We start from the raw sequence: 17,438 nt of genomic DNA, 5'->3' as shown, positions 1-17,438 counted from the left end.
TATGAGCAATCTTCCCGATCGCTGGCGCAAGCCGCCCCCACGCGCCGCCGAGGTGGAAGACGCGCAAGAGGCCGGTGCGAGTCGCACCCGCGCTTTCGCTCGCACAGGCACGCTGGGCATCCTGGCCTTCTGGCTGGTGGTGATGGGCGCGCTCTACCTGGCCATGCAGCACTGGCAGCGGCCTGCCGCCAGCCAGGTGCAGGCCGATGGCGCGCTGGTCATTCCGCGCCACCGCGACGGGCACTTCCGCGTGTCCGGCAGCATCAACGGCCAGCCGGTGAACTTCCTGGTGGACACGGGCGCCAGCCTGGTCAGCGTGACCGACGCGCTGGCCCGCAAGGCCGGCCTGTCGGGCGGCGAGCGCACCACGTTCCGCACGGCCAACGGCACGCGCGAGGGCTGGGTCACCACGGCCGACTCGGTGGCCGTGCGCTCACTGGTGGTCTCCGGCCTGCGCGTGGGCACCGGCTACACCGGCGACGAGGACGGTGACGCGCTGCTGGGCCAGAACTTCCTGCGGCACTTCGACGTTGAGATCAAGAGCGACAGGATGGTGCTGCATCCGCGATAAGGGCGCGGATGCGCATCTATGGTCAAATTAAGTCATTGTTTCAATTGGATTTTCGGTATAAATTCAAATTAGTGTAGAAAATACCGAAATGCAGGATCTGAATGCCGCTGCCGCGCGGCAGTACATCGATGCCGTCGCCACCTTTGAGGCCTGGGAAGAGGCCCAGCAGGAGGCTGCGCAACTGCGTGGCGGCATGTACTGGCATGCAGGGCCGGCATCGTCGCCGGAAACCCGCTATCTTGTCCGCACCACGTCTTCGGGGGGCGAAACCAGTCTGGGTGCGATCAGCCCCGAAAACGAAGCCATCTACGAGCGTTTCATGCAACGCAAGAAGGACAGCGCGGAGCGTATGGCAGGCCTCAAGGCCGCATTGGAACAGCACCGGCGGTTGAACCGGGCGCTGCGCGTGGGCCGGGTCGATCCATTGGTGACCAGCCTTCTGGCGCGCCTGTCGGACACCCGGCTCAGCCCCCACTTTCGCGTGGTCGGCACGCACGCGCTGTATGCGTACGAGGCGGCAGCGGGCGTGCGGCTGGACTCGGACGCACTGGCCACCCGCGATATCGACCTGCTGTGGGACACGCGCAAGCGGATCCAGTTCGCCACCCAACTGGCGCGTGTCGACAGCTCCATGCTGGGTGTTCTCAAGAAGGTGGATCGCAGTTTCCGCATTCGCAGAAGCCAGCAATACACCGCCGTCAACAGCGACGGCTTTGAAGTAGACATCATCCGCCGCGAACGTACAGCGGATGACCCGCATCCCATCAAGCTGAGCGAGGACGATGAAGACTTCTGGGTCGCCCAGGCCCGCCGCGCCAGCGTGTTGCTCGACTCTCCGGGCTTTTCGGCCATCGTCGTGGCGACCAATGGCAGCATGGCGCGCATGAACACTGTCGACCCCGCCACGTTTGTCCAGTTCAAACGCTGGATGGCTACGCAGAGAGACCGCGATCCGCTCAAGCGGCGGCGGGACGTCCTGCAGGCGGATGCCGTGCAGCAACTGCTGGACGGCTATCTGCCTTGAAGAGCCTGCGCCCGGCTTGTTCCCGGGCGGCCTTGTTCCGACCCGTTGCAGGACGGCAAATACCGGGCTTCGGGAGGCCTTCCCTTCGGGTTGCGATGCCCATGGGCATCGCAACGCATCTGGCACAACTAGTGTGAACAGTCCCTAGCTCTTCTTCTGCACCGAGAACAGGATGCTGGAGAAATCCAGCGCCCCGTGCCCGGCCAGGCTGTGCGATGCGTACAGGTTGCGCGCCAGCCCGCCCAGCGGCGTGGACGCCTTCACGGCCATGGCGTTCTCCTGGGCCAGGCCCAGGTCCTTGAGCATCAGGTCGGTTCCGAACCCGCCGGCGTACTGCTTGCTGGCCGGTGCCGCTTCCATCACGCCGGGCCAGGGGTTGTACTTCTCCAGCGCCCAGTTGCCGCCGGAGCTGCGGCGCATGATCTCGCTGAGAACCTTCGGATCCAGCCCGTTGGCCACGCCCAGGGCGATGGCCTCGCTGGTGCCGGCCATCAGAATGCCCAGCAGCATGTTGTTGCAGATCTTGGCCGTCTGGCCGGCGCCCACGCTGCCGGCGTGGAAGATGTTGGCGCCCATCTTTTCGAGCAACGGGCGGGCGCGTTCCAGGTCGGCAGCTTCGGCGCCCACCATGAAAGTCAGCGTGCCGGCAATGGCGCCGCCCGTGCCGCCGGAGACCGGCGCGTCGATGAAGGCGATACCGCGCGCCTTCGCCGCCTCGGCCACCTTGCGCGAGGTGGCTGCGGCGATGGTCGAGCAGTCGATGACCAGCGTGCCGGCCGCCAGCAGCGGCAGCAGGCCGGGCTGCTGGCCGTTGCCCAGAAATAGCGCCTCCACATGCGGGCTGGCGGGCAGCATGCTGACGACGACCTCGGCGCCGCTGACGCAGCTGGCCGCGTCGGCCGCGATGCGCACGCCGTCGGCCGCGACCTTCTCGCAGGCGGGCTTGGACAGGTCGAACGCGCTGACGTCGTGGCCGGCCTTGTGCAGGTTGATGGCCATGGGGCCGCCCATGTTGCCCAGGCCGATGAATGCGATCTTCATGTGTTGTCTCCTTTTGGTGGGTAAATGGTTGCTTGGAGGGTGGTGCTTATGTTCTTGATAGCAGCCTGCGCAGGTAGATCAAGCGCTGCAGGCCGAAATGGTTTGAACTACAGCAGCTGGCGCCCGCACCTGTGCGCCGCACCGTGCCGATGCGCGCGCCTTCGCCCGCTGCGTGCAGGCTGCCGAGGCGGACGGTGCGAAGAGGCATGGTGTAGATAGATGGGCAAGCGTGGGGCCGGCTGCGGGGCGCTCAGTCGTCGGCCTCGAAAATGCTGTGGCGGCGCGGGCCCGTGGGTAGTGCGGACGGCTTCTTCTGGCGGACGCTGCCCGTCGCCTTGCGTGGCGTAGCGCCGGCTGCGGCGGGGGCCGTGCCCGCCGGCCGGCGCTTGGGGCTGGCCTTGGCGCGCGGGTTGTACGCCACAGCCTCGTCCAGCCAGAACGCCCACTGCGCGCTGCGCGCATAGCCGTGCGGCTCGACCCAGAAGTAGCCCTGCATGCCGCCGCCGGGCGACAGCTCGCGCGTGTTCTGCATCTCCTGGAATTCGCCGTGCCGTTCGGGCGGCAGGCGCACCAGCAGGTCCTCGCCCTTCACGCCGATGCACAGCTTGCCTTGAACGAAGAAGGCCCAGCAGCCGAACAGCGTGCGCTCTTCCAGCGCCGCCGCGCCGCAGCGCTGCGCCAGCCCGTCGCGCACGGCGTCGATGAGGTGCAGCGTCTCGTCGGAGAGCGGGCGGGCCGGCATCGCTACACGCGCTCCATGGGCCGGTGGGGCAGAGCGGGCAGCACGACCTGAACGGTATCGCCGCCGGCCACGGTGCCGCCCGCCAGCACGATGCCCATCACGCCCGTCTTGCGGACGACGTTGCCGGCCGCGTCCTTGTCCAGCATGGCGGCCATCAGCCCGCGCTGGAAGCGGTCGATCTGGCTGCAGGGATTGCGCAGGCCGGTCAGCTCGACCACTGCGCCTTGCGCAAAGTGCAGTTGCGTGCCCACGGGCAGGGCGATCAGTTCCTCCCACTGGAGCCCGGGGGCGGACTGCAGCGTGATGTTCTCGCCCAGCTCGCCCGCCGCCACGACGAAGCCCTGGTCCACGAGGTGGCTCAGCAGCGATGCGGTGATGAGGTGCACCTGCCGCAGGTTGGGCTGGTGCGGGTCCACCTTGGCGCGCGAGCGGTGCTGCACGGTGCGGCCGTGGTGGGCATCGCCCGCCACACCCAGACCGGCCTCCAGCACGATGGCCGGCACCGTCTCCTTGGAGAACTGGTGCGCGGCGTCGCGGTGGACGGCCAGGACGGTGGTGTGCAGCGGGGCGGCGGCCATGGGTTTGAATGAAATCAGACTCTGGCGCTTATGTATCAAGCGCAGATAGCTATCAAAGAGTAGTAATTTGTCTCAGCGAATGGCTTCCGGCGCGTCGCCGTCCAGCATGCGCCGGGCGATGATGACACGCATGATCTCGTTCGTGCCCTCCAGGATCTGGTGCACGCGGGCGTCGCGCAGCAGGCGCTCCAGCGGGTATTCGCGGATATAGCCGTAGCCGCCGTGCAGCTGCAGCGCCTCGTTCACCACGTTGAAGCCTGCATCGGTGGCGAAGCGCTTCGCCATGGCGCAGTACGTGGAGGCGTCGCGCGCGCCGGCGTCGAGTTTGCTGGCGGCCAGCCGCACCATCTGGCGCGCGGCGACCAGCTCGGTCGCCATGTCGGCCAGCTTGAACTGCAGCGCCTGGAAGCTGGCGATGGCCTTGCCGAACTGCTTGCGGTCCTGCATGTACTGCTGCGCAGCGTTCAGCGCGCCCTGGGCCGCGCCTACCGAGCAGGTGGCGATGTTGATGCGCCCGCCGTCCAGGCCTTTCATGGCGATCTTGAAGCCTTCGCCCTCGCGCCCCAGCAGGTGGTCGGCCGGGATGCGCACGTTGTCGAAGCTGATGGTGCGCGTGGGCTGGCTGTTCCAGCCCATCTTGGCTTCCTTCTTGCCGTACTGGATGCCTTGCGCATCCGCCGGCACGGCGAAGGCGCTGATGCCGCCCGCACCGGAATCGGCCGCGCCCGTGCGGGCCATGAGCACCAGCACGTCGGTGCTGCCCGCACCGCTGATGAAGGCCTTGGCACCGTTGATGACGTACTCATGCCCCACCCGCTCGGCCCGCGTCTTGAGCGAGGCCGCGTCCGAGCCCGCGCCCGGCTCCGTCAGGCAGTAGCTGGCGAGCTTCTCGCCGCTGGTCAGCAGGGGACCCCAGTGGTCACGCACCGCATCGGTGGCCCAGGTGCCCAGCATCCACGTCGCCATGTTGTGGATGGTGATGAAGGCGGTGGTGGAGGGGTCGATGGCCGCCATCTCCTCGAAGACCAGCGTGGCGTCGAGCCGGGGCAGGGCCAGGCCGCCGGCGTTCTCGGGCGCGTACAGGCCGCAAAAGCCCAGCTCGCCCGCCTTGCCGATGGCCTCGCGCGGGAAGATGCCCTCTGCATCCCACTCGGCGGCGTGCGGCGCCAGCTCGGCGCGGGCGAAGTCGCGGGCCGTCTCGGCAAAGGCGCGTTGCTCTTCGGTCAGCTCAAAGTCCATGGATCGTCTCCATCTCGTTGTTGTGGGTAGCCGGTGCGCGGTTCAGGGCCTGGCCGACGGATGGTCCAGCGTCAGCCAGCGCATCAGGCCCTTGCGCCGTGCCTCGGTCTCTGCCGTCAGGCAGGCGTGGTACAGGCGCGGCCACTCGGGCGCCGATTCGGTGGCCTGCGTGCTCTGCTTGCACAGCATGATCCGCTCGCGCTGCCAGGCGGCCTGCTCCTGCCGCAGCTGCGGCCGTTCGTGGGCCGACAGGGCACGCATCACGTCGCCGTAGAGGATGGAGATGTCCGTGTCCGTCTTCTGGAAGGTCTGCACCGCGCAGGCATTGGTTTCGGCCACCGTGCCGTCGGGCTTGCAGGCCGCGCCGGCCTGGGCGTGGACGCTTGCGTTGCAGAGCAGGGCGGTGGTCGCGGTTGCCATCAGCACCCATCGCTTGGGGGTATTGGAAATATCCATCCTTCGCTTGTACCACTGCCCGGCGCTACTGGCGCGGCCCAAAGCCAGCGGCAGCCGCGCAAGGGCCGCCCCGCCGCGCTGGCTACGTCCCCCTTCCCGCGCGTCAGCGCGAGAGAAGGGGGAAGCGGCGCAGCCGCTCAGGGGGATGTCACTTCAAACTAATCGTCGTGTTCACACCGTGGCTGACCGTGCTGTCGTCGAACCAGCGCGCCGTCACCGTCTTGGTCTGCGTGTAGAACAGCACCACCTGCTTGCCGTAGGGCCCCAGGTCGCCCAGCTTGGAAGCGCGCGAGCCCGAGAACGAGAACAGCGGCACCGGCACCGGAATCGGCACGTTGATGCCCACCTGGCCCACGTCGATCTCTTCCTGGAACTTGCGCGCCGCCGCGCCCGACTGCGTGAAGATGGCCGTGCCGTTGCCGTTGGGGTTGGCGTTGATGAACGCGATGGCCTCGTCGATGTCTTTCGCCGCCGCGAGGCACAGCACGGGGCCGAAGATTTCCTGCTCGTAGATGCTCATGCCGGGCTTCACGCCGCTGAACACCGTCGGGCCGACAAAGTTGCCGTTCTCGTAGCCGGCCACCTGCGGCTTGCGGCCGTCCAGTTCCAGCGTGGCGCCATCGGCAATGCCGCGCTCGATCAGGCCCTCGACCCGGTCCTTGGCAGCGCAGGAGACCAGCGGGCCCACGTCTGTGCCCTTTTCGGTACCGCCGCTCACCTTGAGCGTTTGGGCCTTGGCGACCAGGTCCGGAATCCACTGTTGTGCCTCGCCCACCAGCACCACCACCGACAGCGCCATGCAGCGCTGGCCGGCGGCACCGAAGGCCGCGCCCGCCAGGGCGTTGAGCGTCTGCTCCTTGTTGGCGTCGGGCAGCACGATGGCGTGGTTCTTCGCGCCCATCATGCATTGCACGCGCTTGCCGTTCAGGCTGGCGCGGTTGTACACATGCGTGCCCACCTTGGTGGAGCCCACGAAGCTGATCGCTTTGATATCCGGGTGGTCGCAAATGGCGTTCACCGCATCCTCACCGCCGTGCACCACGTTCAGCACGCCCGCGGGCACGCCGGCTTCCAGCGCCAGCTCGCACAGGCGCATGGTCACCATCGGGTCCTGCTCGGAGGGCTTGAGCACGAAGGTGTTGCCCGTGGCGATGGCCATGGGGAACATCCACAGCGGAATCATGGCCGGGAAGTTGAAGGGCGTGATGCCCGCGCACACGCCCAGCGGCTGCATCAGCGTGTATGTGTCCACGCCATTGGCCACGTTGTTGGCCAGCTCGCCCAACTGCAGGTTGCCGATGGCGCTGGCGTGCTCCACGACCTCCAGGCCGCGGAACACGTCTCCCTCGGCGTCAGGCAGGGTCTTGCCCTGTTCGGCCGTGAGCAGCGCGGCCAGCTCAGCCATGTTCTCGCGGATCAGCTGCTGGTACTTGAGAAAGATGCGCGAGCGCGCGCCGATGGGCGTCTTCTTCCAGGTCTTGAACGCCTCCTTGCCCGAGGCCACGGCCGCATTGATCTCCTCGGGCGTGGCGAAGGGCACGCGGGCCAGCACCTCCTGCGTGGCGGGGTTCACCACATTGCGCCACTGCGTGGTCTTCGATTCGACGAACTGGCCGCCGATCAGCAGCTTGACGGTGGGCGCCAGCACGGCGGTGGATTGGGGGGCGTTCATGGGTTTGTCTCCTGCATCGGTCATGGATGTCTGCGGCCCGGCAGGCTTGCAGGGCTAAAAGGCATACTAGCCGTGCGAAATTGCCGGGGCAATAGCTACGCATGCAATCAGTCTTTGCAAATTTGCACGGCAAGTGGCTTGAATGAATGAGCCAAGAAGGAGAACACGCCATGGACTGGGACAACCTGCGCTACTTCCTCGAACTCTCCCGCAGCGGCACGCTGGCCGCCGCCGCGCGCCGCGCGGGCGTGGAGCACACCACGGTCGCGCGCCGCATCCAGGCGCTGGAAAAGCAGATGGGCGCCGCTCTTTTTGCCCGCGAGGCCGGCGGCCACCGCCTGACCGAAGCCGGTCGTCAGTTGCTGCCGGCGGTAGAAGCCATGGAGACCGCCGTGCTCGGCGTGGAGCGCGCGGTGCCCGATGCCAGCGGCGGCCCGACGGGCGTGGTGCGCGTGGGCGCCACGGAAGGCTTCGGCACGCTCATCCTCGCCCCCCACCTGGCCCAGTTCACGCAAAAACACTCCGGCCTCACCATCGACCTGTTGGCCCTGCCGCGCATGCTGCACCTGAGCCGCCGCGAGGCCGACATCGTCATCTCGCTGGAGCGGCCCACGCGCGGCTCCGTCATCGTCACCAAGCTGACCGACTACACGCTGCACCTCTACGGCCAGCGCGAGTACCTGGCCCGCCGCCCCCTGATCCGCACGCGGGATGATTTGCGTCACCACGCCTTCGTGAGCTATGTGGACGATCTGCTGTTCACCAAGGAGCTGCAGTTTCTGGATGCCTTGCACCCGCCAGAGCGGTTTGCCTTTCGCAGCACCAGTATCACGGCGCAGTACGAGGCGGTGCGGGCAGGGGCTGGGCTGGCGGTGTTGCCGGCGTTTCTCGCGGACCGGGACCCGGAGCTGGCGCGGGTGTTGCCGGAAGAGGCGAACTTCACGCGCACGTTCTGGATGAGCATGCCGGGGGAGGCAAAGCACCAAGCGCGGATGCAGGCGGTGTGGGAATTCTTAAAAACAGGATTTACTTACTGAGCATGGCACTACAAGATTGGCGTAAGGTATTTGTGTAAGCATCTGTTGCGCACTGAACGAGTTCTGCTGTTTCGTTTTTTGCCATTCGAATTTCCTATATGTTTCTTTGGTTGAAATGAAAAAATTTAGATCAATAAATATTGTGAACGGCGCTGTGAAAAGTGATTCCGCGGAAATACCAAGCACTCGATGGTGGGAGTCCTATTTGGTGAGGTATTTTTTGGGTTTTATCGTCGGGTGTTCTTGTGTTCTTTTTGTTGGGGTAAAGCTCGAAATTATTGGACGCTTATTGGGCTATCTGTCGGGACCTGGACTTACATCGATTAAGCCGGACTGGAGCTCCATTGTTTTGCTTGTAGCAATTTTGGGTTTGGGTTTTTGTTATATAGCAAGCACACCAATAACTGTATTGCACGCCGGACGGTATCGTCGAGGATGGTTTGATGGGCATTCGCGTCATTTTTGGTTTGCATGGATTGTGTTGTGCATTTTTATGTTGGCGATTGGCGTAGACAGGTTGGGTAGGAATCCGGTGCTGGAGCGAATTGCAATAGCGGCATCGACATTTTCAATGTTTTTGACTTTGATAAAGAACGATAAGCCGGTTGATAAGACGCACCCTCGTTTCGCTTTTCTCTTATTTATTGTCATTTGGTGTCTATTTTTTTGGGGATTTTTGGGTCGCGTCTTCGATTTCTTTGGTGCAGGATTGAGTGAAACAAGTCGGCAGTGGTGGGTCCTTTCTTTGCCGGTTTTTTGGATACTCATTGGGCAATATTTTGTTTTGTATAGATTGCTGCATGAAAGAGAGGCTTTCTTTGCGTTTTATGCGAAAATTTTTAAAGCCCGTAGAATGAAGGGCGCCAGAGATGTTCGTGATACCTATACTCACCTGCGGGAGCATTCAAATTCCGTTTTTATTGTTGTAATAGAGATTGCTTTATTTGCGTTGTTTATGGCGGTGTTTAACACAATTTCGGACTGTGGGGGTGAGTTATATGTTGATGGTGTTGGAGTGTTGTTTGTATTTTGTTTGTTGATTTGGATGGTGCCGACGGTATTTATGTGGGCAAGAGCTAATTCTCTGGAGGTTGAGTTTTCTGAAAATCCGTCCGACTATTTGAAATGACTGTATGTCATAGTCGCAGTTCGCATTTTTTGGTTTTCACGTGTCGTATGATTGGGGCTCGATTTTTTCATAAAGTAAATTCGGCGATTTTTTAGCCTAGGATTACTAGTTTTTCGCCAGACCTGACGGAGTCTCCCCATGTCCCACCCAGCCCCGCCATCCGGCCCGGGCTCGCACGTCGCTTCCCCCGACGACCTGCAGCGCAATCTCACCAACCGCCATATCCAGCTCATCGCCATCGGAGGTGCTATCGGCACGGGCCTGTTCATGGGTTCGGGCAAGACCATCAGTCTGGCCGGCCCGTCCATCGTTTTCGTTTACGCGATCATCGGCGTGATGCTGTTCTTCGTGATGCGGGCCATGGGCGAGCTGCTGCTGTCCAACCTGCAATACAAGTCGTTCATCGACTTCTCGGCCGATCTGCTGGGGCCGTGGGCGGGGTTCTTCACGGGGTGGACGTACTGGTTCTGCTGGATCGTCACCGGCATCGCCGATGTGATCGCGATATCGGCCTATACGCAGTTCTGGTTCCCGACGTTGCCGCAGTGGGCGCCGGCGCTGGGCTGTGTCGGGCTGCTGCTGTCGCTCAACCTGCTGACGGTGAAGCTGTTTGGCGAGATCGAGTTCTGGTTTGCCATGATCAAGATCGTGGCCATCGTGGCGTTGGTGGGTACCGGCCTGTACATGGTGGGCACGGCGTTCCAGTCGCCTGCAGGCCGCACGGCCAGCCTGGCGAATCTGTGGAATGACGGCGGCATGTTTCCGCATGGCGTGATGGGCTTTTTCGCGGGGTTCCAGATCGCGGTGTTCGCCTTCGTGGGCATCGAGCTGGTGGGCACCACGGCGGCCGAGGCGAAGGACCCGGAGCGCACGCTGCCGCGCGCCATCAACTCCATCCCCGTGCGCATCATCGTGTTCTACGTGCTGGCGCTGATCGCCATCATGGCCGTCACGCCGTGGCGTGATGTGGTGCCGGGCAAGAGCCCGTTCGTCGAACTGTTCGTGCTGGCCGGTTTGCCGGCGGCTGCGGGCGTGATCAATTTCGTGGTGCTGACGTCGGCTGCCTCGTCGGCCAACAGTGGGGTGTTTTCCACCAGCCGCATGCTGTTCGGGCTGGCGCTCAAGGGCGATGCGCCGAAGTCGTTCGGCCGCCTGTCGGCGAGCAGCGTGCCGTCGCGCGGGTTGCTGTTCTCGTGCATCTGTCTGCTGGCGGGCGCCTTCCTGATGTGGGTGGTGCCGGATCTGGTCGAGGCGTTCACGCTGGTGACCACCGTGTCCGCCATCCTCTTCATGTTCGTGTGGTCGCTGATCCTGCTGTCGTACATCAGCTACCGCCGCCAGCGCGCGGCGCTGCATGCGGCGTCCCAGTACAAGATGCCGGGCGGCGTGTTCATGTGCGGTGCGTGCCTGGTGTTCTTCGTCTTCATCCTGGGCCTGCTGGCGCTGGAGGCCGACACGCGGCAGGCGCTGATCGTCACGCCGCTGTGGTTCGTGCTGCTGGCCGTGGCCTACCAGTTCGTGCGCCGGCGGGGGCAGGGCGGTGCGCCGGCAGGTGAGGCACCTCATGCTGCTGCGGCGCTGCCGGTGGAGCGTTGAGGCCACCGCGGGTGGGGCGCGCTAGAGGATGGCGGGTTTCATGGTGCAATGCCTTCCATGACTTCGACGACCATACCTCCCACTCCCGCGGCTGACGCCCCCACGGCGGGCAACACGGCCATCCTCGTGATCGACATGCAGCAGGGCCTGTGCGAAGGCCCGGATGCCGCGCACGACTGCGCTGGCACCATCGAGCGCATCAACGGGGTGACGGCCAAGGCGCGGGCCGCGGGGCGGCCGGTCGTCTTCATCCAGCATGAGTCTGAGGAGCCGGGCTACCTTGAGCACGGTTCGGCGGACTGGCAGCTGGCCCAGGGGCTGCAGATCGAAGCCTCCGATCTGCGCGTGCGCAAGACCACGCCGGACTCCTTCCTGCGTACCGACCTGCAAGACCAGCTGCTGGCGAACGGAGTGACCCAGTTGGTGGTGTGCGGCATGCACACCGAGTTCTGCGTGGACACCACCGTGCGCAAGGCGCTGGCGCTGGGCTACCCGGTCACGCTCGTGGCGGATGCCCACACCTCGGCCGGCAATGCAGCCATCACGCCGCAGCAGGTGATTGCGCACCACAACGCCACGCTGCCCAACATCTCCAGCTTCGGGCCCCGGGTGACCTTGGTGGCAGCCCAGGCGCTGGATGTGGCGGCCTGATCGGTTGGCGTGAACGGGCGGCACAGCGGCTCCGCCCGGTCGTTCGGTGCCCACGCCGCTTTGCGACAGGCGACCGACCACCGGTCCGTGGATCAGACCGGTGAAGCGGCGGCTTTTCCGGCCACTGAGCGCTGGCGGCTCCTACTACCCTTGGCGACGGGGTGAGCCCGGTCCGTGCCTGCGTGGTGCAGGCGGCCGCGGGGTTGCTCCGATGCAGGAGTGCTGCTGCCATGACCCCTCTCGTTTCCGGCCTGCTGACGCTGGCCTCGACCGTCTTCAACAACGTGTCCTCGGGCAACGCCAAATCCCCGTCTGCCAGTGCGCGCGGTGCGGGTGATGCCGCCGAGGCCGGCCCGTCCGCGGTGCTCACCCTCAGCAAGGATGCGGCCACCATCGCCGGTTTTGCGGACCGGGGCATCGCCGTGGCGTCACGCCCGCTGCAGGGCTCGCTGACCAAGACGCCGTTTGTCGGGCCGGCCCGCACCGAGGGCGGTGCCGCATGGGACGCCAACGCGGCCGCGGTGTCCAAGGAAGATTTCCAGGAGCTGCTGGCCGGCTTCGGCGCGTCCGAGGAAGAGAAGGCCGCGCTGACTGCCGGCTTCGACGCCAACCAGGACGGCACGATCACGCAGGCGGAGTTCTTGAAGGGGTTGGCCCAGACGCGGGGCAGCCAGGGGCAGACCGATTTCTCTCAGGCGCTGATGCGGCTGATGGACCGCCCGGGCGATGCCAATGGCGAGGTCAGCGCGCAGGAGTTTGCGCAGTTCACCACCGCTTTTGCCGACGCACACACCCGCCGGGTGGCCTGAGCCGGGGACACATTGCATCCTGTGAATGGCCTACCGCTTAAGGCTATCCCCGCACGCAAAAACGGCGCCGACGGCGCCGTTTTGCTTGGGTACATCGGACCGGGCGAGCGCCGTGGTGGCGCCACCCGGTCAGGGTCAGATCCGTCCCATCAGCAGCAGGATCAGCAGGATCACCACCACCAGGCCGATACCGCCGCTGGGACCGTAGCCCCACGAGCGGCTGTGGCCCCAGGTGGGCAGCACGCCGATCAGGATCAGGATCAGGATGATGAGCAGCAGCAGGGAGATCGACATGGTGAGTTCCTTTGTTCGTTGTGACTCGTTGTGAATTCCACCGTGTGAACCAATTCAAACGGATGGGTGCATTGTTCGAGGGCGCCCCTGGATGGTTGGCAGTCCGTGGGCCTGCGGCGGCGTCAGCGTTTTCCGACGTGGGGCGTGGGACGCGTCGAACGGCGCAGCAAGGTGCAGGGCCGGTACGTCCGCTGCTGTGTTCGCTCGCACCGGTTTGACACGTGCGTGACGGCATGCGCTATCGAATGTGTAGCTGCGCTTATAGAACTTGGGTGGGAGACGTTTTTGGCATAGATATTGCGATTGGCTTGCCTGGCTGCAATAGTCGTTGCAGCTAGCCATACTCAACGCTTTTCCCCTCCAAAGGACCGCCGCCCATGCACACCACCACTTCCCTCCCTTCGTTCGTCCGCCCGCTGGTGGTCTCGCTGGCGCTGGCGCTGCTGGCCGGCATGGCGCAGTCGGCCCCGGTTGCGGACGTGCACGCCCTGGCCCAGAAGCAGCAGCAGCCGCTGCTGGACACCTTGCGCGACCTCGTGCATATCGAATCGGGCAGCAAGGACATCGAGGGCCTGAACCAGATCGCCGAGCGCATCGCCAGCCAGCTCAAGCAACTGGGCGGCACGGCTGAGGTGCTGCAGACCTCCGACATCTACAAGCTGGACGACACGCCCGAGAAGGTGGGCCCGGCCGTACAGGCCGTGTTCAAGGGCACGGGCAGCAAGAAGATCATGCTGATCGCCCACATGGACACGGTCTACCTCAAGGGCATGCTGAAGGACCAGCCCTTCCGCATCGACGGTGACAAGGCCTACGGGCTGGGCATTGCCGACGACAAGCAGGGCGTTGCTTTGATCCTGCACACCGTGGCCATGCTGCAGCAGCTGAAGTTCAAGGACTACGGCACGCTCACGGTGCTCATCAACGGCGACGAGGAAATCAGCTCGCCCGGCTGGCGCAGCACCATTACCCGCGTGGCGGCCGACCAGGATGCCGTGTTTTCCTTCGAGGGCGGCGGCACCGATGGCACGCTGCGCCTGGCCACCAGCGGGATCGGCTCGGCCTACCTCACGGTGCAGGGCAAGTCGTCGCACGCGGGCGCCAAGCCCGAAGACGGCGTGAATGCGCTGTACGAGCTGTCGCACCAGCTGGTGCAGATGAAGGACCTGTCCAAGCCCGATCAGGGCCTCAAGCTGAACTGGACGGTCTCCAAGGCCGGCACCAACCGCAATGTGATCCCCGCCGAAGCCACGGCCCAGGCCGACGCGCGCGCGCTCAAGGTCGCTGACTTCGACGGCCTGGAGAAGACACTGCAGGAAAAGATCAAGACCACCGTGGTGCCCGGCGCCAAGGTGAGCCTGAAGTTCGAGGTGCGCCGCCCGCCGCTGGAAGCGACCGACGCCTCCCGCCGCATCGCCGGCTACGGCAAGACCATCTACCAAGAGCTGGGCATGTCGCTGAACGTGGTGGAAAAGGCCACGGGGGGCGGCACCGACGCGGCCTTTGCGGCGCTGAAGACCAAGGGCGCCGTGGTGGAGGGCATGGGCCTGTCGGGCTATGGCGCGCATTCCAACGATGCGGAGTACGTGCAGATCAACACCATCGTGCCGCGCCTGTACCTGGCCACGCGCATGATCATGGATCTGTCCACGGGCAAGCTGAAGTAACGGCCAGCGCGCCTGTGCAGCGCTGGGCCGGCACGGGCGCCGGCGGCCTTGCCGTCAGGCCGATTGCGGCGGCATCGCGCGTTGCTGGGCGAGCACGGTGCGGACTCGCTGGCGCAGGGCCTCTTCGGTGTAGGGCTTGCTGAGCAGCTCCACGCCGGCGTCCAGTCGACCGTCGTGTTCGATGGCCTGGCGGGTGTAGCCCGAGGTAAACAACACGGCCAGGCCGGGCAGCCGCTCGCGGGCGCGGCGGGCGAGTTCGGGGCTGCGCAGCGGTCCGGGCATGACCACATCGGTGAACAGCAGGTCGATGGACTCGCCGGCCTCCACGATGGCCAACGCCGAGGCCGCGTCGCGGGCCTGCAGCACCCGGTAGCCCATGTGCGACAGCATCTCCACCACGGCCTGGCGCACGGCCTCGTCGTCTTCGGCCACAAGGATGGTGCCGGTGCCCAGCGTGTCGTCGGGCACGGGCAGCGGGGCCGGTTCCTCGGGCGGTGCGTCGGTGCATGGCAGGTACAGGCGCACGGTCGTGCCCTGGCCCTCCACGCTGTCGATGGCGATGTGGCCGCCCGACTGCGCCACGAAGCCGTAGACCATGGACAGGCCCAGGCCCGTGCCCTTGCCGTCTGGCTTGGTGGAGAAGAAGGGTTCGAACACCTTGGCGAGCACGTCGGGCGCCATGCCGCTGCCGTTGTCTTCCACGGACAGCATCACATAGGGGCCGGCCTGCAGCTCCGGGTGCGCGCGCACGGCCGCCTCGTCCAGGTGCGCATTGGCAGCCGTGAGCGTGATGCGGCCCATGCCCTGGGGCATGGCGTCGCGCGCGTTCAGCACCAGGTTGAGCACGGCGTTTTCGGCCTGGTTCGGGTCGACGGCGCAATGCCACAGATCGGGGGCACTGGCGGTCGAAATCTCCACCGCCTCGCCCAGGGTGCGGCCCAGCATCTCTTCCATGCCGGCAATGAAACGGCCGAGGTGGACGGCGCGCGGCTCCAGCGGCTGGCGGCGGGCGAAGGCGAGCAGCTGGCTGGCCAGCTTGGCCCCGCGCTGCACCCCCGACAGCGCGTTCGACACGAACTTGCTGGAGCGATCGTCGAGCTTCGCCACGCGCGACAGCAGTTGCAGATTGCCGGAGATGACCTGCAGCAGGTTGTTGAAGTCGTGTGCCACGCCACCGGTAAGCTGGCCCACGGTTTCCATCTTCTGCGCCTGGTACAGCGCTGCCTCGGTGCGGCGCAGCGTGGCCGCGGCGGCCCGGTCGGCCGTCACGTCACGGCCCACGCCGTGCATGTAGTGGGCATCGCGCACGGCCACCCATTCCAGCGTGCGGTAGCTGCCGTCGCTGTGGCGGTAGCGGCTCTCCCAGCGCAGCGTGGTGGGGCAGGGGTTGGGCGCGTTCCACAGCTCGAGGCTGCGCTGGGCGTCGTCAGGGTGTTGGAGGGAGCACAGCTCGCGGCCGAGCAGTTCGCAGGAGGTCCAGCCCAGCACCCGGGTGAAGGCCGGGTTGGCCGACAGCACGTGGCCGCCCAGGTCGGTGACCACCATCACGTCGGTGGATAGCTGCCACATGCGGTCGCGGTCGGCGGTGCGCTCGGCCAGCTGCTGCTCCAGCAGCTGGTTCAGGTTGCCAAGCATGTGCGCGGCGGACTTCTGGTCGTCGATGTCGGTGTGGGTGCCGACCCAGTTCAGCACCTGCCCGTCTTCCCCCCGCACCGGCACCGAGCGTGCCAGGTGCCAGCGGTAGCTGCCGTCGGCGCAGCGCATGCGCCATTCGATTTCCTGCGTTGTTCCGTGGGCGCGGGACTGGGCCCAGCTCTCTTGCACGGCGGGCAGGTCGTCCGGGTGGACGATGGCGGCCCAGCCTTCGCCCAGCAGCTGCTCCGCCGCCAGACCCGTGGCCTGGGCCATGCGGTCGTTGACCCAGAACACCTGGTCATCGGCGCCGGCGTTCCAGACCGGGTGCGGCATCGCCTGCACCAGGCTGCGCAGCCGCGTTTCGCTCAGGCGCAAGCCCTCTTGCGCGCTGTGGCGCTCGGTGACGTCTGAGCCCTGCACGAAGATGCCCACCACCGAACCGTCGTCGTTGCGCATGGGCTGGAACACGAAGTCCACGTACCGCGTTTCCAGCGGCCCGCCGGGCTCGCGCTGCAGCAGGGCGGGGCGGCCTTCGCCGTGGATTGGCGCGCCGGTGGTGTAGACCGTGTCCAGCGCCTCCAGGAAGCCCTGGCCGGCCAGTTCGGGCAGCGCGTCGCGCACCCGCTGGCCGATCACATCACGGCCGCCCACGAGCTGGATGTAGGCGGTGTTGGCCTGCGCGAACACGTGCTCGGGCCCGGAGAGCAGGCACATGAAGCCCGGTGCCTGCGCGAACATATGGCGCAGGCGTTCGCGCTCGTTCTGCGCCTGCTGGTCGGCTCGCACGCGTTCGGTGGTTTCGGTGAGGAGCACCAGCACCCCTGCCGGTTCGCCGTCCTCATCGGGAACGGGGGAATAGTTCAGGTCCAGCCACACCTGCTCGGGCGTGCCGCGGCGCAGGAAGGTGAACTCCTGGTCGGTGTAGCGCAGGGTGCGGCCGGCCAGGCAGTGTTCGATCACGCGTTGATTGAAGCCCGCCACCTCGGGCCACGCGTCGAAGACCGAGACGCCCAGGCACACCGGGTGCCGCTGGTGGGCGATGTCGATGTACGGGTCGTTGTAGAGCATGACGCCGGTGCGGCCCCACAGCAGTGCCATGGGGACATCGGCGCGCAGCATGAGCGCGACGGTGCCACGCAGCGACGGGCTCCACTGTTCCAGGGGGCCCAGTGCCGTGGCGGCCCAGTCGACCTCGGCGATCAGGCCTCCCATGATGCTGCCGCCCCGCAGGAAGGGCGGCATCTCGGAAGGCTGGATGGGCAGGCTGGACATGGGTGAATGGGCAGATGACCGGAGC

The 17,438-nt window shown here is 65.6% G+C and carries 16 protein-coding genes; 8 read left to right on the top strand and 8 right to left on the bottom strand.

All coding sequences use genetic code 11. The annotated features are described in order from the left end of the window. Window position 1: 1 nt before the first annotated feature. Entirely contained in the window at window positions 2–571 is a 570-nt protein-coding gene (locus QE399_RS17005) for a retropepsin-like aspartic protease family protein (protein WP_309830550.1), read from the top strand. A gap of 88 nt (window positions 572–659) precedes the next feature. Continuing rightward, the gene (locus tag QE399_RS17000; protein ID WP_309830549.1) at window positions 660–1,595 is read left to right on the top strand and encodes a GSU2403 family nucleotidyltransferase fold protein; all 936 of its coding nucleotides are present in this window, start codon (window positions 660–662) and stop codon (window positions 1,593–1,595) included. 144 nt (window positions 1,596–1,739) lie between these two features. Here the strand turns inward: QE399_RS17000 and mmsB are convergent, their stop codons facing one another. From mmsB to QE399_RS16970, 6 genes are all read right to left on the bottom strand, one after another. Beyond that, window positions 1,740–2,636 carry a 3-hydroxyisobutyrate dehydrogenase gene (gene mmsB, locus QE399_RS16995; protein WP_309830547.1) on the bottom strand — a complete coding sequence of 299 codons (897 nt, stop codon included), beginning with the start codon at window positions 2,634–2,636 and terminating at the stop codon, window positions 1,740–1,742. Window positions 2,637–2,886: 250 nt separating this feature from the next. Further along, on the bottom strand, window positions 2,887–3,378 hold the full coding sequence (locus tag QE399_RS16990) for a TfoX/Sxy family protein (RefSeq protein WP_309830545.1): 492 nt from the start codon (window positions 3,376–3,378) through the stop codon (window positions 2,887–2,889). Between the two features lie 2 nt (window positions 3,379–3,380). Continuing rightward, window positions 3,381–3,956 carry an MOSC domain-containing protein gene (locus QE399_RS16985; RefSeq protein ID WP_309830543.1) on the bottom strand — a complete coding sequence of 192 codons (576 nt, stop codon included), beginning with the start codon at window positions 3,954–3,956 and terminating at the stop codon, window positions 3,381–3,383. 72 nt (window positions 3,957–4,028) lie between these two features. Beyond that, window positions 4,029–5,195, bottom strand: coding sequence for an acyl-CoA dehydrogenase family protein (locus QE399_RS16980; protein ID WP_309830541.1), 1,167 nt, complete (start codon window positions 5,193–5,195; stop codon window positions 4,029–4,031). A gap of 42 nt (window positions 5,196–5,237) precedes the next feature. Beyond that, window positions 5,238–5,615, bottom strand: coding sequence for a lysozyme inhibitor LprI family protein (locus QE399_RS16975; protein WP_309830540.1), 378 nt, complete (start codon window positions 5,613–5,615; stop codon window positions 5,238–5,240). A 184-nt stretch (window positions 5,616–5,799) separates the two neighbouring features. Then, the gene (locus QE399_RS16970) at window positions 5,800–7,323 is read right to left on the bottom strand and encodes a CoA-acylating methylmalonate-semialdehyde dehydrogenase (RefSeq protein ID WP_309830538.1); all 1,524 of its coding nucleotides are present in this window, start codon (window positions 7,321–7,323) and stop codon (window positions 5,800–5,802) included. Window positions 7,324–7,493: 170 nt separating this feature from the next. On the opposite strand from QE399_RS16970, the gene QE399_RS16965 reads away from it, so the two are divergent. The 5 genes from QE399_RS16965 (at window position 7,494) to QE399_RS16945 (ending at window position 12,545) form a co-directional block, all read left to right on the top strand. Next, window positions 7,494–8,360: a LysR family transcriptional regulator gene (locus tag QE399_RS16965; RefSeq protein ID WP_309830536.1), complete on the top strand. Its 867-nt coding sequence runs from the start codon at window positions 7,494–7,496 to the stop codon at window positions 8,358–8,360. Window positions 8,361–8,502: 142 nt separating this feature from the next. Continuing rightward, a complete protein-coding gene (locus QE399_RS16960; RefSeq protein WP_309830534.1) occupies window positions 8,503–9,489 on the top strand; it encodes a hypothetical protein in 987 nt (328 codons plus the stop codon). Window positions 9,490–9,627: 138 nt separating this feature from the next. Beyond that, window positions 9,628–11,085 carry a D-serine/D-alanine/glycine transporter gene (gene cycA, locus QE399_RS16955; RefSeq protein WP_309830532.1) on the top strand — a complete coding sequence of 486 codons (1,458 nt, stop codon included), beginning with the start codon at window positions 9,628–9,630 and terminating at the stop codon, window positions 11,083–11,085. A 57-nt stretch (window positions 11,086–11,142) separates the two neighbouring features. After that, complete coding sequence (locus QE399_RS16950) at window positions 11,143–11,736, top strand: cysteine hydrolase family protein (RefSeq protein ID WP_309830530.1); 594 nt, start codon at window positions 11,143–11,145, stop codon at window positions 11,734–11,736. A gap of 230 nt (window positions 11,737–11,966) precedes the next feature. Then, window positions 11,967–12,545 carry an EF-hand domain-containing protein gene (locus QE399_RS16945; RefSeq protein WP_309830528.1) on the top strand — a complete coding sequence of 193 codons (579 nt, stop codon included), beginning with the start codon at window positions 11,967–11,969 and terminating at the stop codon, window positions 12,543–12,545. 135 nt (window positions 12,546–12,680) lie between these two features. Here QE399_RS16945 and QE399_RS16940 read toward each other — a convergent pair whose 3' ends face one another. Then, the gene (locus QE399_RS16940) at window positions 12,681–12,839 is read right to left on the bottom strand and encodes a DUF3309 family protein (RefSeq protein WP_309830526.1); all 159 of its coding nucleotides are present in this window, start codon (window positions 12,837–12,839) and stop codon (window positions 12,681–12,683) included. A 377-nt stretch (window positions 12,840–13,216) separates the two neighbouring features. Here QE399_RS16940 and QE399_RS16935 point away from each other — a divergent pair, with 377 nt between their 5' ends. After that, window positions 13,217–14,506, top strand: a complete 1,290-nt coding sequence (locus QE399_RS16935; RefSeq protein ID WP_309830524.1) for a M20/M25/M40 family metallo-hydrolase — start codon at window positions 13,217–13,219, stop codon at window positions 14,504–14,506. A 54-nt stretch (window positions 14,507–14,560) separates the two neighbouring features. Here the strand turns inward: QE399_RS16935 and QE399_RS16930 are convergent, their stop codons facing one another. Next, on the bottom strand, window positions 14,561–17,413 hold the full coding sequence (locus QE399_RS16930) for a PAS domain S-box protein (RefSeq protein ID WP_309830522.1): 2,853 nt from the start codon (window positions 17,411–17,413) through the stop codon (window positions 14,561–14,563). Between the last annotated feature and the right edge of the window lie 25 nt (window positions 17,414–17,438).

It is taken from the genome of Paracidovorax wautersii, assembly GCF_031453675.1.
In the GTDB taxonomy this organism is placed as follows: domain Bacteria; phylum Pseudomonadota; class Gammaproteobacteria; order Burkholderiales; family Burkholderiaceae_C; genus Paracidovorax.
The sequence above is the reverse complement of the archived record's forward strand: the minus strand, read 5'-3'. Positions and strand labels throughout refer to the sequence as shown.